The organism is Halobacteria archaeon AArc-dxtr1 (assembly GCA_025517425.1).
Taxonomy (GTDB): domain Archaea; phylum Halobacteriota; class Halobacteria; order Halobacteriales; family Natrialbaceae; genus Halostagnicola.
The window spans coordinates 1,438,475-1,454,377 of record JAOPJY010000001.1 but is presented as its reverse complement, the minus strand read 5'-3'; the positions used below and the strand labels follow the sequence as shown (position 1 = coordinate 1,454,377).

General features: G+C 64.3%; 15 protein-coding genes. 8 read left to right on the top strand and 7 right to left on the bottom strand.

The annotated features are described in order from the left end of the window. Position 1: 1 nt before the first annotated feature. The gene (locus tag OB905_07505) at positions 2 to 1,195 is read right to left on the bottom strand and encodes an argininosuccinate synthase (GenBank protein ID MCU4925828.1); all 1,194 of its coding nucleotides are present in this window, start codon (positions 1,193 to 1,195) and stop codon (positions 2 to 4) included. A gap of 323 nt (positions 1,196 to 1,518) precedes the next feature. Further along, on the bottom strand, positions 1,519 to 2,649 hold the full coding sequence (locus OB905_07500; GenBank protein MCU4925827.1) for a DUF4897 domain-containing protein: 1,131 nt from the start codon (positions 2,647 to 2,649) through the stop codon (positions 1,519 to 1,521). Between the two features lie 121 nt (positions 2,650 to 2,770). On the opposite strand from OB905_07500, the gene OB905_07495 reads away from it, so the two are divergent. Beyond that, positions 2,771 to 2,950 (top strand): hypothetical protein, encoded by a 180-nt coding sequence (locus OB905_07495; GenBank protein MCU4925826.1) that lies wholly within the window; start codon positions 2,771 to 2,773, stop codon positions 2,948 to 2,950. Positions 2,951 to 3,037: 87 nt separating this feature from the next. Beyond that, a complete protein-coding gene (locus OB905_07490; protein ID MCU4925825.1) occupies positions 3,038 to 3,538 on the top strand; it encodes a 2'-5' RNA ligase family protein in 501 nt (166 codons plus the stop codon). A gap of 43 nt (positions 3,539 to 3,581) precedes the next feature. Here OB905_07490 and OB905_07485 read toward each other — a convergent pair whose 3' ends face one another. Beyond that, complete coding sequence (locus OB905_07485; protein MCU4925824.1) at positions 3,582 to 5,732, bottom strand: ATP-dependent DNA helicase; 2,151 nt, start codon at positions 5,730 to 5,732, stop codon at positions 3,582 to 3,584. 185 nt (positions 5,733 to 5,917) lie between these two features. On the opposite strand from OB905_07485, the gene OB905_07480 reads away from it, so the two are divergent. The 4 genes from OB905_07480 (at position 5,918) to OB905_07465 (ending at position 10,311) form a co-directional block, all read left to right on the top strand. Then, a complete protein-coding gene (locus OB905_07480) occupies positions 5,918 to 6,433 on the top strand; it encodes a metallophosphoesterase (protein MCU4925823.1) in 516 nt (171 codons plus the stop codon). Between the two features lie 392 nt (positions 6,434 to 6,825). After that, positions 6,826 to 6,951: a hypothetical protein gene (locus OB905_07475; GenBank protein ID MCU4925822.1), complete on the top strand. Its 126-nt coding sequence runs from the start codon at positions 6,826 to 6,828 to the stop codon at positions 6,949 to 6,951. Positions 6,952 to 7,002: 51 nt separating this feature from the next. Further along, positions 7,003 to 8,097: an aminopeptidase gene (locus OB905_07470; protein MCU4925821.1), complete on the top strand. Its 1,095-nt coding sequence runs from the start codon at positions 7,003 to 7,005 to the stop codon at positions 8,095 to 8,097. A 207-nt stretch (positions 8,098 to 8,304) separates the two neighbouring features. Then, positions 8,305 to 10,311 carry a PQQ-dependent sugar dehydrogenase gene (locus OB905_07465; protein ID MCU4925820.1) on the top strand — a complete coding sequence of 669 codons (2,007 nt, stop codon included), beginning with the start codon at positions 8,305 to 8,307 and terminating at the stop codon, positions 10,309 to 10,311. Positions 10,312 to 10,322: 11 nt separating this feature from the next. Here the strand turns inward: OB905_07465 and OB905_07460 are convergent, their stop codons facing one another. Further along, positions 10,323 to 11,567, bottom strand: a complete 1,245-nt coding sequence (locus OB905_07460) for a cysteine desulfurase (protein ID MCU4925819.1) — start codon at positions 11,565 to 11,567, stop codon at positions 10,323 to 10,325. A gap of 118 nt (positions 11,568 to 11,685) precedes the next feature. Next, on the bottom strand, positions 11,686 to 12,441 hold the full coding sequence (locus OB905_07455) for a hypothetical protein (GenBank protein ID MCU4925818.1): 756 nt from the start codon (positions 12,439 to 12,441) through the stop codon (positions 11,686 to 11,688). 296 nt (positions 12,442 to 12,737) lie between these two features. On the opposite strand from OB905_07455, the gene OB905_07450 reads away from it, so the two are divergent. Together OB905_07450 and OB905_07445 are read left to right on the top strand one after the other, a co-directional pair. After that, positions 12,738 to 13,748, top strand: coding sequence for an ABC transporter ATP-binding protein (locus tag OB905_07450; GenBank protein ID MCU4925817.1), 1,011 nt, complete (start codon positions 12,738 to 12,740; stop codon positions 13,746 to 13,748). Then, complete coding sequence (locus tag OB905_07445) at positions 13,745 to 14,620, top strand: ABC transporter permease (protein MCU4925816.1); 876 nt, start codon at positions 13,745 to 13,747, stop codon at positions 14,618 to 14,620. Before OB905_07450 ends, OB905_07445 begins: the two co-directional genes overlap by 4 nt. Before the next feature lie 26 nt (positions 14,621 to 14,646). On the opposite strand, the gene OB905_07440 is transcribed toward OB905_07445, so the two are convergent. Next, entirely contained in the window at positions 14,647 to 14,943 is a 297-nt protein-coding gene (locus OB905_07440; protein MCU4925815.1) for a DUF424 domain-containing protein, read from the bottom strand. A gap of 68 nt (positions 14,944 to 15,011) precedes the next feature. Continuing rightward, a complete protein-coding gene (locus OB905_07435; protein ID MCU4925814.1) occupies positions 15,012 to 15,812 on the bottom strand; it encodes a tetratricopeptide repeat protein in 801 nt (266 codons plus the stop codon). Between the last annotated feature and the right edge of the window lie 91 nt (positions 15,813 to 15,903).

Genomic DNA, 15,903 nt, shown 5'->3' with positions numbered 1-15,903 from the left:
TTTACTCCTCGTCCTCGAGCGCCGCGATCGACTCGTTTGCGAGGCGACGCTGGAAACCGTGGTACTTCGCGACGCCGGTGGCGTCCTCCTGGGCGATCTTGCCGACGGACTCGGTGTCGAAGGAGGCGTGTTCGGCGGAGTACGCGGCGTAGGGGCTGTCGCGGCCGACTGCGCGAGCCTGCCCGCCCTCGAAGCGAATCGTGACGGTGCCGGTGACGCGCTTTTGGGTCTCGGCGATGAAGCCCTCGAGCGCGCCGACGAGCGGCGCGTCGATGAGTCCCTCGTAGCCCTTCTTCGACCAGCGCTGGTCGACGAGTTGCTTGAACTCGCGTTCCTCCTGGGTGAGGACGAGCCCCTCTAATGCCTCGTGGGCGTTCAGGAGGGTCGTCGCGGCCGGGTGCTCGTAGTTCTCACGAACCTTGAGCCCGAGCATGCGGTCTTCCATGGAGTCAGTGCGGCCGACACCGTACTGGCCGGCGAGCTCGTTCAGGTGTTCGATGAGCGCGATCGGCTCGTACTCTTCGCCGTCGATGGCGACGGGGTAGCCCTCCTCGAAGGAAATCTCGATCTCTTCGGTTTCGCCCGAGGGAGCCTGCGTCCAGTCGTAGATATCCTCGGGAGGAACGTAGCTCGGGTCCTCTAAGTCGTCGCCCTCGACCGAGCGACTCCAGAGGTTCGTGTCGATCGACCAGTCGCCGCCGCTGCCGCCCTCGACGGGCAGTTCCTTCTCGGCGGCGTACTCCTGTTCCCACTCGCGGGTCAGACCGAGTTCGCGGACTGGGGCGATGACCTCGAGGTCGGAGTCGCGCCAGACGGCCTCGAATCGCAGCTGGTCGTTCCCTTTGCCCGTACAGCCGTGGGCGATGCCGGTGCAGCCGTTCTCTTCGGCGACCTCGAGAATCGCCTCGGCGATCACCGGGCGAGCGAGAGCGGTTCCGAGCGGGTAGCCCTGGTAGGTCGCGTTCGCGCGGACGCTCTCGAGACAGAGCTGCGCGAATTCCTCCCGCGCGTCGACGACGTAGTGTTCTAAGCCGAGCGCCTCGGCGGTTGCTTCGGCCTCGTCGAACTCGGAGGCCGGCTGTCCGACGTCGACGGTGACGCCGATGACGTCGTCGTATCCGTACTCGTCCTCTAACAGCGGGACACAGACCGTCGTGTCGAGCCCGCCGGAGAACGCGAGTGCAACGCGTGACATATCGTACTCGATAAAATCGGTAGCGCGGGCTTAAGTCCATTGGTTTTAATTGTGAAAAATATCCACAGCACGTCCGCTGACGGGAACACCGGGCGGTTGGGGATGAAAGACGACGTCGAAGTGGGGGAAGGATAGATCGGGCTCAACGAGCCCGCCGTCGGACCGTCCGGTCGGTCTCGGCGGTGGCGAGACCGATACCGACGAATCGACTCATTGGCCGATAGACCGAACCCGAGACACTTAAATCCTTCTCGATGGCCTCGAACGCCCTTCTTCGCGGTTTTCCGTCGTCGGCCGAGATGGCTGGGCTGTCTCTTTCGTGATCAGTCCTCGTCCTCGGGCAAGACGAGCACGTTCTCGCGACCGATTCTGAACACGTCGATCTCGTCTGCCGTTCGAAGGCCACTGACGACCTGGCTGGTCTTGGCCTCGGTCCACTCGAGTTCGGTAACTACCTGCTGTTGTTTGAGGCGCCCACCGTGTTGTTCGAGCAACTGGAGGACGCGCTCTTCGTTGCTCAACAGCTCCGGTGGTGGCGTCTGTGTGGTCTTGGGCTCTGGTCCCGTCGCCGGCCCTGCCTCTGTCGGCTTCGAGTTCGATTCGCCGGGTTGCCAGTCCGATCGTCTGGCCACGAGGAAGACGGCAATCCCCACCCCGCCGAGGACGACCACGACGCTCCACCAGATCAGTTCACCGCCGATCGGTTCGTTTTCAGGATCAGCTGATGACGAGCCGCTCTCAATTAACTCCACCTGTGGATGTCCGTCTTCGCCGACTGGCGACTGCTCGCCGTTCCACGTCACTGAGGTTTCCTCCTGTGTCGTCGGTCCAGGTTCGATTGCTGTGGCCTCGTACCCGTCAGGCCACGACAGGGTTAGCTGTGCGCGATCGACGAGCGTGAACCCTGTAAGCGCGTCGCCGGCCTCGATCCGGTTCAGTTCGACCGAGGCGAACGAAGACCAGTCGAACTGGAATCGGAGGTGTCCAAGCTCGACCGGCGAGTGGCTTCGATCGGTTGTGACGTTCCCATTCGAGAGGTCCATCTCCCGATCCGTCTCGTTCTCGGCCTGCTCGATGGTTGCCTGCCACCCCTCCGATTCCGCCGAGATGTACTCGTCTGGGTTCGCGTCGACGTCGTCCTCGATCGCTTCCCAGTCGACGCTCGCGTTTCCTTCTAGTTCGTACCGATAATCGACTCTGAGCGTGGCCGATCCGTTCTCCGTGATGTCGATACGGACGGAAATCTCGTCGGCGTTTTCGAGCGTCGTTTCAGCGGAGACGTCTTCTTGTACCGTAGCGCTCGACGGCTCGTCTTCCTGTAGAGTCTCCGTAGTGACTGCCGATTCGGTCACACCTGAGGCTGGCTCGGCCGCGACAGCCACCGGACCCACCGCGACCACACACCCAGTCACCACAACCACACACAGCAGGGCCCGAAGCCCCCACACGTCCATCGTACAATGATGACGTGGCCGGCTAAATATGTGTTCCGACACCATCTATCCTCGAAACTGCCGCTAACGGCCGATTCGGTACGACGGAGCGTTTATACGATTGTCCTCCCAACGAGACTGTATGGACAGAGCAACTATCGAGGTCGAAACCTTGCTGAAGATCGTCCTCGCGCTCGTCGCGGTGCTACTCGTCCTCCAGATCGTCGGCATCGTCGTCGGTTGGATCGCCCGGCTTCTCACGCCGCTGGTGTTGTTGGTTCTCGCGCTGATCGTCGTCCTCTGGCTGTTCGACCGGCTCTGAATCGCTACAGTTCCAGACTAGTACCGGACACGCTGGGACGCACCGGAACGCCAGACTCATCAGCGGCTCCTTCTAACGTCAAGTACCGTGTACAGCGTCAACGTCCCCGTTCCTGGCCGCGTTCGCCAGCTCGCCGCCGAGCTGTACCCGTCGCTCGTCGGCTTCGATACCGTCCGCGACGAACACTCCTGCCTGCTCAAACGTCTCGGCGACGCCGAGCAGGTCTCTCATCTCCAGCACCGAACGCGACGGGCGCTCGAGGGCGCCCCCGCCGTCGAGGCCCGAATCACGAGTATCGAGTACTTCGAAGACCCACCCCTCGGGGCCGCACCGGTCGTCTACTTCGCCGTCGAGAGCCCGGGGCTCGAATCGATCCACGCCGACCTGATCGAGAGCTTTGGGGCGGTCGAAGGGCTCGAGGGAGACGACTACGTCCCCCACGTTACCCTCGCCCGAGGCGGCGACCGCGAGGCGGCGCGTCGGCTCGCCGAACGCGAGATCGAGCCGATCACCTGGACGGTGACGGAACTCGAGTTCTGGGACGGGACTTACCGGCTGCCGGTCAACCGGATCTCGCTGCCGGCGTGAGCGGCGAGTTGTCGCCTCGTCCGATACGCCGCAAACAGCCGGCTCACGGCGCCGGCGGCTCCCCTTCGTAGGCGTCGAGATCGGCGTAGAAGTTTCGCATGGCGAACTTGAGCTTCTCCGGGTCGAGATCCAGTAGCTCCTGGCGTTCCTCGTGTGGGAACGTGCTGTTGACGCTGTACTTCCCCAGATCGCTCCGTTCTCGGTCCGAATACCGCCGGTCGAGCAGCGCCCGAACGCCGACGTCTTCGGGCGAGCGAATCACTCGACCGAGCGCCTGGCGGGTCTTTCTGACGGTCGGAATTTCGACCGCGTACCGCCAGCCGGTGTCGGTTCCCTCGAAGGCGGCGTCGTAGGCCTCCTGGACCGCTTCCGCGCGATCATCGAGGTGTGGATAGGGGACGCCGACGACCGCTACTGTGGTGGCGTCGTCGCCGTCGAAACTCACTCCTTCGGCGAGCGTTCCCCACAGCGAGGTACAGAGCACGGCACCCTCGGTAGCGACGAACTCCTGGCGGAGCTCCTCGGCGCCCACGCCCGGCTCGTCGAGATAGACTGGCTTCTCACAGCGTCCCTCTAGCTGCTCGCCGTAGCGGGCGGCCTCGCCGTAGTTGGGGAAAAAGGCCAGCGTGTTGCCGGGCGTCATCCGGACGGCGTCGGCAAGCGCCTCCGTGACCGCGTTCTGGACGGCCGGATCGTCCCGATCCGAGGCGAACAGCGCGGGCGTCTCCACCGCGTAGGTTCGCCGGCGCTCGGGGGGAAACTGGAGCCCGTAGGCCATCGTGACGGGGTCGTCGAGTCCCAGAACGTCTCCCGTGACGTCGAACGGCTGGAGCGTCGCGCTCATGAGCACGGTCGCCGAGACCTCCTCAAACAGCTGGCCGGTCACCTGCCGCGGCAGACAGGTGTACAGTTCGGCCCGACCGTAGATCTCGTCCGTGCCGGCGTCGCGGGTCACCGAGACGACGGGGTACAGTCCCTCTTTGGTCCCTTCGTTCATCCAGGCGCTGACGAACGCCGCGGCGTGGAGGGTCTGGCACTCGGTTCGGGTCGCCGACTCGCCCTCGCGGTAGGCCTCCTCGTACTCCTCGTCTAGTTCCTGGCCGAGTTTCATCGCAGCCTCCAGGTCGGCGTCGATTCCCTGGCCCGAGTAGCGCTGGAGAAACGCGAGTGTAAGGTCGTCGCGCCGGTCCTCGTTGGCGATTGAGACGTCCTCCCAGCTCTCGTCGATTCGTTCGCGGTCGCCGAAGCCGAACGACTCCTCGTACGTGTCGACGAGCGCGCGATGAAACGCCGAGAGGACGTTCGCGGCCGTCTCGGACCGCGGATCGTCCGCCTCGGCGAGTTCGTCCAGCGCGGAGTCGAACGTCCGTTCCGAACAGGCGCGACTGGCGTGGTCGCGAGCCGCGTCCTCGACGTTGTGGGCCTCGTCGAAGACGGCGATGACGTCCTCGGGGTCGCGCCCGAGCCAGCGGAAGAACTGCTCGCGGATGGTCGAATCCAGCAGGTGGTGGTAGTTACAGACGACCAGATCGACGCCCTCGATTCCCTCCTTCAGGAGTTCGTAGCCACAGAACCCCTCCCGCTCGGCGTACTCGTAGATCTCCTCGGGGGTGCGCACGTCGTCGTACAGCCACGCGAAGAAGTCGTCCGTGTCTTCGGTGAGGTTGTTCCGGTAGTAGTCACAGACGTTGCCATCCTCGAGATCCTCGAGTCGGTCTTCGATCGATTCGAGCTCGTCCATGACGGCGCTTCGGGCGTCCGCCGCCGAGCCGTCTCCCGCCTGACTCTCAGATAAGAGCTCGCGCTGGCGCCGTTCTAACTGGTCGCGATCGCGCTCGGCGTCGACGAGTGCCCGGGTGTTGTCCCGCAGCGCCTGGCACTCCTCGTAGCCCACGTCGATGTGACACATCGAGGATTTGCCCTTGAAGACGATCGCCCGAATCGGCTCCTCGCGGGCGATCGCCCGCGCTTCGGCGACGAACTGGCGCATCTGCTGGTGGACGTTGGTCGTGATCACGACCGTCTTGTCCTCCTCGCGGGCGACCTCCAGGGCCGGGACGAGCGAGGAGAGGGTCTTTCCGGTCCCGCAAGCACCTTCGAAGAGGACGTCCTGGCCCCGCGAGAGCGCGTTGTGGATCCGGTCCATCGCCTCGCGCTGGTTCTCGTAGGGCGCCTCGTACGGGAAGTACCGCATGTACCCGGTAGTCTCGGCCACGCTGTGGAGTGGTTCCTCCGACGATAAAAGCCTTCAGGGGCCGTCCGCAGGCGCTCTCCATCCTTGGAGCTGCGAGCTGCATTGGCGACAGCAGCCGTCCCGTCTCCCCCACTGTGCTTCCGGCGTGCGAAACGCATGACTCTGTTCGCTCCATACCGGTAGCCATGCTCGCGATCTTTTCGGATACGCACAGTGACCGAGGTCACGAACTGACGGACGCCGCTTCGCACATCGCTCGCGAGGCTGACGCGGTCGTCCATGCGGGGGATTTTACGAGTGTGGCCGCTCTCGAGGCGTTTCAGGCGCTCCCCTCGCGGCTGTACGCCGTCCACGGAAACGCAGACGGACTGGCAGTCCGCGATCGACTGCCGACCGAACGCGTCCTCGACCACGACGGCGTTCGCCTCGCTGTCACCCACCGCCGTGACGGTGGCCAGACTGCCCTCTCGCTGTTCGGCCGGGCAAACGACGCCGACGTCGTCGTCTCGGGACACACCCACCGTCCCGCACTCGTCGAGACCGACGACACGCTCCTGTTGAACCCCGGGAGCCACGCCCAGCCGCGGGGGAATCGGCCGGGGTTTGCGGCACTCGAACGAGTGGACGACCGCGTCGAAGTCCGGTTGCTGGATCTCGAGGGTGCCGTCGTCGAGTCCGTCCCTATCGACGGTGAACACTGAGAACGTCGTCACTCGGGCAGCTGATTGTCACTCGGACGAACGAACTGCACGGAATCGGACACTCGAAGTGCGTCGTCGGCGGAGGGCCGAGCGGGCAGCGTGACCAGCGGACGTTCGGATGGGGGTGTCGGACGAGCCGACGAGTCCGAACGCGGACAGGCATCCCGGTCCCAGCCGGCTTTCAGTCAGGGATCCGGGACAGTTCACAGTACGAACCGGATACAAAAATACGCAGCGTAAGGTAAAATCAGTGTTTCACCCAGACAGAGACGCACCGACGTGATCGCGTTCGCAGGTCAGTGCGCCTTGGACCCGTCGCGTCGGTCTTGCCCGTTGTCCACCTCTCGCAGCGGTCCGAAACGATTTTGCGAGGGCACACTGTACCCCGTGGTATGCTCGGTTTCATCCCCGACGATCCGGTCATCATCGTGATCGTCCTGATCTTGCTCTCGCTGATCTTCTTCTCGTACCTGCTCGTCCGCCGGACGATCCTCGAGTTCCGCGACGGGATGCGCTGATCAGTTGCGCCGACCGCAAACCGTTTTTGACCGTCGCTGCGAGTAACCGGTATGGATCCACGCATTCGCGAACACGCCCAGATCATCGCGAACCACTCTGTCGAGTTACAGGAAGGCGACAACGTCATCATCGACGCCCACCCCGTCGCCTCCGATCTGGTCGTCGCCCTCCACGAGGTGATCGGCGACGTTGGCGCGAACCCGCTCTCGACGACCCAGCGCACCGGAAAGCGACGCCGGCGAGCGTATCTCCGGGCGGCCGATCCTGACTTCGAGACGCCCGAGCACGAACTCGCACTTATCGAGAACACCGACGTCTACATCGCCATCCGTGCGGGCGCCAACGTCACCGAGACCGCCGACGTCGACCCCCAGACTCAGGCGGCCTACCAGCAGGCCCACCGCCCCATCCTAGAGAAGCGCCTCGGGACGCGGTGGTGTCTCACCCAGTTCCCTGCGCCGGCAAACGCCCAGCTCGCCGAGATGAGCACCGAGGGCTACGAGAACTTCGTCTGGGACGCCGTCAACAAAGACTGGGAGGCCCAGCGCGAGCACCAGGAACACATGGTCGAGATCCTCGATCCGGCCGACGAGGTCCGCATCGTAAGCGGCGAGACTACCGATGTGACGATGTCCGTCGCCGGCAACCCGACGATCAACGACCACGGCGCGCACAACCTTCCCGGCGGCGAGGTCTTCACTGCACCCGTCCCCGACAGCGTCGACGGCGAGGTGCTGTTCGACATGCCGCTGTACCACCAGGGCCGAGAGATCACGAACGTCGCTCTCGAATTCGAGGACGGCGAGGTCGTCTCGCATTCGGCGGCGAAAAACGAGGACGTGCTGACCGAAGTGTTGAACACCGACGACGGCGCCCGCCGGCTGGGTGAACTCGGTATCGGCATGAACCGCGATATCGACCAGTTCACCTACAACATGCTCTTCGACGAAAAGATGGGCGACACGGTCCATATGGCGGTTGGCCGCGCCTACGACGACACCGTCGGCGAGGGCAACGAGCAGAACGATTCGGCGGTCCACGTCGATATGATCGTCGACATGAGCGACGACTCGCTCATCGCGGTCGATGGTGAGGTGGTCCAACGCGACGGAACGTTCGTCTTCGAGGACGGATTCGACGACTAGCGAGGGCAACCGACCGGGGAGCGCCCGCAGTTCCCATCACTATGGTTGCGTTATCACCGTTTTTCCGCGGGTACCGGCTCACCGAACGAGTCGCCCACCAACACCGTCACCGAGCGCTGAGTCTCATCGGTAAATGAATGTTCCGCCGTTTTGCGGGGGCGCAGATATGACACAAGCGACATCACTCCCAGTGTGGTGGCATTTCCCATGTCCAATTCCGATACGGACGATGTACAGTCGACGGAGTCAGACGCGAGAACACGGCTTCTCCAGGGTACGGGAGCGGCGAGCGCGATCGGCCTCGCCGGCTGTCTCAGCGACATCCCCGGAGTCGACGACGATCCCGAGGAAGACGAGGCGTTCTTCGAAGTCGCCGACCTGGAGCCGGCGGTGGCGACGATCGATGCGGGCGAGCCTATCGACGTCAGCGCGACCGTCGAGAACACCGGCGACGAGGAGGGGACTCAGGACGTGGAACTTCGCGTCGGCGACGAGACGCTCGACGCGACGGAGCTGACGCTCGAGGCGGGCGCCGACGAGACGGTCTCGTTCGAGGCCATCGAGACCGACGACCTCGAGCCCGGCGAATACAGCCACGGCGTCCACTCTGAGGACGACGCAGATACGGGAAGCCTGACGATCGAGGGCGAGCCCGACGAGGAGTTCCTCTCCTGGAACCGCGAGATCGAGGCGGAGGCCGATCCCGACGCCGCGACCGACTGGGACAACTACGACGTCCACGACCTGGGCGAGGAAGCTGACGGCGAGCTGATGGCCATCGACGTCGACCCCGAGGGTCGCATCTGGTACATCGGGCGCGGTGCCGGCTTCGTCGCCCACGGCGACGACGACTGCCAGGTCGTCTACGTCGATCCCGACACTGAAGAGCACACGCTCGCGCTTGAACTCGACGTCATCGTCGGGGCCGAAGAAGTCGCCGACGGCGGCGACACTAGCCTCGCCCGCGAACTGGGCGGACAGAGCGTGGCGATCTGCCCGAACTTCGAGGAGACTGGCCACGTCTACGTCTACTACCATCCCTCCAGCGAGGAGATGGACATGTGGGACAACCCATACAACGAGGACATCGTGACCATGCTCCAGCGGGTTTCTCGCTTCGAGATGGACGGTGACGGCTTAGATCCCGACTCCGAGGAGGTGGTCATCGAGATTCCGCTCCAGCTCAACACCTGCTGTCACATCGGCGGCTACCTCGAGTTCGGCCCGGAGGGTGATCTCTGGATCACGACCGGCGACGACTCGAACAACGTCGGCAACCCCGACGGCGAGGTCAACTGGTCGATGACCGACGAGCGAGACGGCGACGTCCACGGCCGACCGGCGGCGGTTTCCGACGCCCAGCGTACCTCCGGCAACACGGCCGACCTCCGCGGGAGTGTCTTACGCATCACCCCGACCGAGGACGGTGAGGACGGCGAGATGTACGAGGTTCCCGAGGGCAACCTCAAAGACCACTGGGAGGAAGAAACCGGCGAGGACTACTCGGACGACGAGTTCCTCCCCGAAATCTATGCGATGGGGCTTCGCAACCCGTTCGCGGTTAGCATCGACTCCCACACCGGCTACCTCTTTACGGGTAACTACGGGAACGACGCGGGCTCGGTCGACTTCAACCTCGGTATGCAGGGCCAGGCCGACTACCACCTGTTCTGTGAGCCAGGTAACGCCGGCTTCCCGTACTTCCGTGGCTACTACCCCTACCGCGACTGGGACTTCGAGAACGACCAGCCCGGCCAGCCATTCTGGCACGACAACCTGCGCAACCGCTCGCCGAACAACACCGGTATCGAGAACATCCCGAACGTTACGCCTGGCCTCATCTGGCATCCCCAGGGCTTCGACGGCTACGAGGACGCCCCCGCCTGGATGGACATGCCCCGTCCCGGCGAGGTTACCTGGCCCGAACTTGACGCTGGCGGCTCGGCCGACGCGGGTGTCGCGTACCGCTACTCGGAGGAGTTCGGCGAGGGTGCGCTCGACCCGTACTTCGAGGGTAAACAGTTCTTCATGAACCCCTCCAACGCCGACGTGATCCGGTATCTGACGTTCAACGAGGACGGCAGCCTCGAGATCGACGAGTTCCTGCCGGACAACGACATCGGCGGCGCCTACGACATGGACGTCCTCCCGGACGGCCGACTCGCGATCATGGGCATGTACTCCGGCATCCACGTCGTCGAGTACTCCGGCTAACGCTACCTGCCTTAGGCGAACAGCTCCCGCGCGTCTTCAACCGCCCCAATCAGTTTGTCGACCTCCTCACGCGTGTTGTACAGGTAAAACGACGCTCGGGCCGAAGCCGCAACCCCGAGCGCATCGTGTAGCGGCTGCGTACAGTGATCGCCGGCCCGGATGGCGACGACGTGGTCGTTACAGATCGAGGTGAGGTCGTGGGCGTGGACCCCCTCCAGGTTGAAGCTTACCAGTCCACCCCGGTCGGGGCCGGGTTCGGGGCCGTAGATCTCGACGTCGTCGTGCTCGTCTAAGCGCTCGTAGGCGTAGCGGGTCAGCGCCTGTTCGTGGTCTCGAATGCGTTCCATCCCGATCTCCTCCAGGTAGTCGATCGCGGCGTGAAGACCGACGGCTTCGGCGATCGGCGGCGTGCCGGGTTCGAACTTCCAGGGGAGGTCGGCCCAGGTCGACTCCTCGAAGGTGACCTTCCGAATCATGCCGCCGCCGTAGAGGTAGGGCTCCATCGACTCGAACAGCTCTCGCTTGCCGTAGAGGACACCGATACCGGTGGGACCGGCCATCTTGTGGCCCGAGAAGGCGTAGAAGTCGGCGCCGATCTCGGCGACGTCGACCGGCTGGTTTGGCACTGCTTGTGCGCCGTCGATCATGGCGATGGCGTCGTGGTCGTGGGCGATGTCGACCAGCTCGGAGACGGGGTTGACGGTTCCGAGTGTGTTCGAGACGTGGACCGCCGAGAGCACCGCCGTGTCGTCGGTAATCAGCTCGCGGGCGTGGTCCATATCGAGCCGGCCCGTCTCGTCGACGCGGATGTAGTTGACGTCCGCGCCCGTGCGTTCGGCGACCTGCTGCCAGGTGACGAGCGAGGCGTGGTGTTCCATCTCGGTCATGACGACCTCGTCGCCGGGGCCGAGTTCGTTCAGCCCCCACGAGTAGGCGACCAGATTCTCTGCCTCGGTCGTGTTCTTCGTGAAGACGATCTCCTCGCGGCCGTCGGCGCCGATGAACTCGACGACGCGATCGTGGGCTACCTCGTAGGCTTCGGAGGCCTCCTGGCTCAGGTGGTGAATCCCGCGGTGGACGTTCGCGTTCGACTCGCGGTAGTAGTCACTCATCGCGTCGACGACCTGGTCCGGCGTCTGTGTCGTCGCCGCGTTGTCGAGGTAGACGACCTGCTGGCCGTCGAACTCCCGTTCTAAGATCGGAAAGTCGGCCCGCAGTGGCTCGGGATCGAGCGCGCCGACGTCGTGATGACTCATTGATTCAGTACTGGATCCGAAGACAAAACACTCCTTCGGTCTCCCCCGTATCCGCCCGTTTTGCAGACGATCTGTGACTGTGTCCGTGGCGAACTGCCCCCCTACTCTCGTGGGGGTCTCAGATGCTGTGGATGTTGCGACTGATCTGCAACAGCGTTTCGCCACAGCCCTCACAGGCGACGTCGTAGCGCTTTTTCGCGCGACAGCAGCTACTTATCGTCTCCTCTTCGATGCCGACCGGTTCGGCACACAGCGGACACTCGTCGACGAACGGCCGGAGGGCGCTGGCGATCTTGCTTCGCTGTCTGAGCGTGAGGCTGCTCCAGTCGTCGACCCGTTCCCCGAGCGTCTCGGCTGCCGCGAGGTCGATCAACATCGGCCCCTCGGAACGCCATCGGGCGACGATCCGGTCGCCGGCGTAGACGATGATGCGACTGCTGTCTTTGAATCGAATCTCTTCTGGCTCGAGTTCCAGAAACGTGGCGACAGCCTCCTGCTGGTCGCTGTCTCGCAGTTGCTCGACCGCCGCGTAGAGGTCGGTGCGGACGTCCTCGGGGAAACAGAGGTCGTCGACGTCAGCACAGGGGACGAGTACCTCCTGTTCGAGCAGCCAGCTCTCCGGCTCGATCTCGTCTGGCGACTCGCCCTCTGGGGCCGCTTGCATCTTCTCGACCGGCTCGCCGAACTCCTCGGGTTCGTCGAGCTTGTCGAACTTCGCGAGCAGCCAGTCAGGGAAGTATCGCTTCGTCAGTGTGGGGGTTCCCGGCACCAGATAGCCTCGGAAGTAGATCGCCGCAAGCGAGAGAACGAGGACGCCACCGGCCAGCGAGAGCCCGACGACGGTGTTTGCAACAATCGGCGTGAGGAGTGCCACTATCCCTGCCAGGACGACTGCGATAGCGACGTTGACCGTTGTACACGGAATGCACCGATTTTCGCCGGTGTACTCCGGTTGCTTCAAGCGATCCAGTGGACTCGAACTGGTGGCTCCCATGGTATCTGTGATACTCGGTCGCAAGTATAAACACTTCGTCTCAACCGGCCGTCCGTGGCGCTTCTCACTGTGTTCGTCGCCCCAAGTGCTGTGCCCCTTCTCGCCCCGATAGCCTGGCTTCCAACCGGGAAACCGCCCTCCCGCTATTATATACCCCTCTTCCGTAGCACAGCCCGATGGCCGCCATACGAACGTCCGGATTGCGAAAGGAGTACGGCGAACTGACCGCCCTCGAGGGACTCGACCTCGCAGTCGAGGAGGGCGAAGTGTTCGGATTTTTGGGCCCGAACGGCGCCGGCAAGTCGACGACGATCAACATGCTGCTCGACTTCGTCCGCCCGACGGCCGGCTCGGCGACCGTGCTCGGCTACGACGCCCAGGATGGTGCCGACGAGATCAGCCAACGGGTCGGCATTCTGCCCGAGGGATTCGACGTCTACCCGCGACTCTCCGGTCGCCGGCACGTCGCCTTCGCAATCGAGACGAAAGAGACAGACGACGACCCCGACGAGGTCTTAGACCGCGTCGGTCTCGACCCTGACGCCCGTGACCGACCGGCTGGGGACTACTCGACGGGTATGCGCCAGCGCCTGGCGATGGGGATCGCCCTCGTCGGCGATCCGGACCTGCTCATCATGGACGAACCCTCTTCGGGACTCGACCCCCACGGCATCCGCGAGATGCAAGAACTCGTCCGTGACGAGGCCGATCGGGGGACGACCGTGTTCTTCTCGAGTCACATCTTAGAGCACGTCGAGGCGGTCTGTGACCGCGTCGGCGTGCTCAGCGAGGGCGAACTCGTCGCCGTCGACACGATCGCAGGGCTTCGTGAGTCGCTGGGTGGCGACGCGACGATGACGCTCTCACTCGCTGACTCCGCCGAGCCGATGCAGCCGGTTCTCGCCGAGGTTGGTGGTGTCATCGACCCGATCGCGGCCGGCACCACCCTCGAGTGTTCGGTTACCGAACCCGCCGCGAAGGCTCGCGCGATCACTGTACTGTCCGACGCGGGCGCGACGATAACTGACGTGCGGATCGACGAAGTCTCGCTCGAATCGCTGTTTACTGCCCTGACAAACGGTGAGCCGCCGAGCACCGAGGGAACCACGTCGACCCCGGTCGACACGACGACCGCCGAACTCTCGGCCGACGCTGCCGGCTCAGCCTCCGCGGGGGCCGACCGATGACCGGACACATCGACGCTGTCGCGCGAAAGGACTTTGCCGACGCCGCCCGGTCGAAGCTCCTCTGGGGGATGATCGCCCTCCTTGGTGCGATCGTCGCGATCGGCTACGTCGCGATCTGGGTCAGCGACCCCGACGCGACCGCTGCCGAGGTGCTTGGTTTCATCTCGTTCCCCCTCCAGACCATTCTCCCGATCGCAGCGCTGGTCGTCGGCTACATGGCCGTCGTCGGCGAGCGCCGTTCGGGTAGCATCAAAATCTTACTCGGGCTGCCCCCGAATCGGACCGACGTCGTCTTCGGGAAACTCCTCGGGCGGACGGCCGTCGTCGCCGTCGCCATCGGTGTCGCGTTCGTCCTCGCGCTCGTGTTGGGGCTCGTCTTCTTCGGCGGTGCCCCGATCGTCGACTGGCTCGTCTTCGCCGCGATCACGCTCCTGTTCGGGCTGACGTTCGTCGGGATGGCCGTCGGCGTCTCCGCCTCTGTCTCCTCGCGGGGGCGGTCGATGGCCGCGGCAGTCGGCATCTACCTCGTCTTCGTCGGCCTCTGGGAGCTGCTGACGGCCGGTCCGTACTACCTGCTCTACGACGAGACGCCGCCCGTCGAGGCCGAAACCTGGTACCTCTTTCTCGATCAGCTCAACCCGATGGTCGTCTACGCGAATCTCGCGACTGAGGCGCTCGAAGGCGAGGCCTATCCGTTCCTCTTCCAGTACGGGCTTGAGGACTTCGAGGCGACCGGGATGACTTCCGCCGAGCGGTACGCCGGCGACGCACCCTTCTATCTCCAGGAGTGGTTCGGCATCGTCCCACTACTGCTGTGGATCGCCGTTCCGGTCGCGATCGGCTACTACCGGTTCCAGAAAACGGATCTCTGATTCTCTCGGTTCCGTCTATGGCGCACTCAGAGCCACAACAGCTGGGCGTGTCGCGTCTCGCCGATCTCTAAGACGTTCGCCTCGTCGACGAGTTCGGCCTCAACGGCGATGTCGACTGACCGCGCACCGACGATGTTCGCGACGGACGCCCGCTGTAAGCTGTCGACGACACCTGCCTCGTCGACCGCCTCGGCGCCCTCGCCGTAGAACTCCTCGGTCACCGTCAAGCTGAACTCACCCTCGGCGAACGTCTCCCCTAACACGTCTCCGTCACAGACCGTGACGAGCAATCCCTCTGGCGTCTGGCGCTCGGTGACGAGCAACGCGTCTGTGACCGCCTCGTCCTCGCCTGCCTCGTCCTCGCTGCCGGCAGTGTCCGGTTCGCCCACAGTTACTCCCGCATCTGCCGGCGCTCCTCGACGAGACGCTCCTCTGCACGCTCGCGGAGATCGTTTGCCTCGTCGGCAATCTCTTCGGCCTCGTCGTACTCGCCGAGCTCCTCCAGAATGCGGGCTTTCTCCTCTAGGACCTGTGCGTTGCGAAGCCCCAGCCGGATCGCGTTGTCGATACAGTGCAAGGCGTCCTCCGCGAGACCGCGCTCGGCGAGGAAAAAGGCCCGGTTGTACCAGCCCTGGGCGAACCGGTCGTCGATCTCGACGGCGCGCTCGGCGTGTTCGAGTGCCTGGGCAGTCTCGCCGAACTCCCAGAGGGCGTAGGCGAGGTTCGTGTGCGCCGAGGCGGCGTGTTCGCTCGCGGCTCGCATCTCACCTTCGTGCTCGCCATCTCCGGCACGTGCCTCACGGTCGATCCGCAGCGCCTCCTCGTGGGCGCCGATGGCGGCGTCGTACTCCTCGAGTTCGGCGTGGGCGACGCCTTTGTTCACCCAGGCTTCCTGGGCGAGCCCGTCGTCGTCGGCGAAGTTGGCGGCCCGCTCGAAGGCATCCGTAGCCTGCTCGTAGCGGTTGATCGCCATGTAATTTAAGCCGACGTCGAGTAGTTCGTCGGCGTCGACGTCGTCGGCCGCGATCTGGCGCTCGTCGAGCGTGTCGGAGACGACTCGCGAGTCGACGGGGTCGACCTTCCCCGGGTCGACGCCCAACTCCGGTGGATCGAGATCGAACTCCTCGTAGGGATCGTCGAAGCCGCTCCCGTGTGAGAACTGGTGGTCGCGGTCTTCGTCTCGGTCGCTCATTGGCGGACACTAGCGCTGACGACTGTTAAGGTCTGCGACCCCGTTTCGCTCCCACCGTGAGCGTTCCGTTTTTGCTCAACCGTCTGCGCCC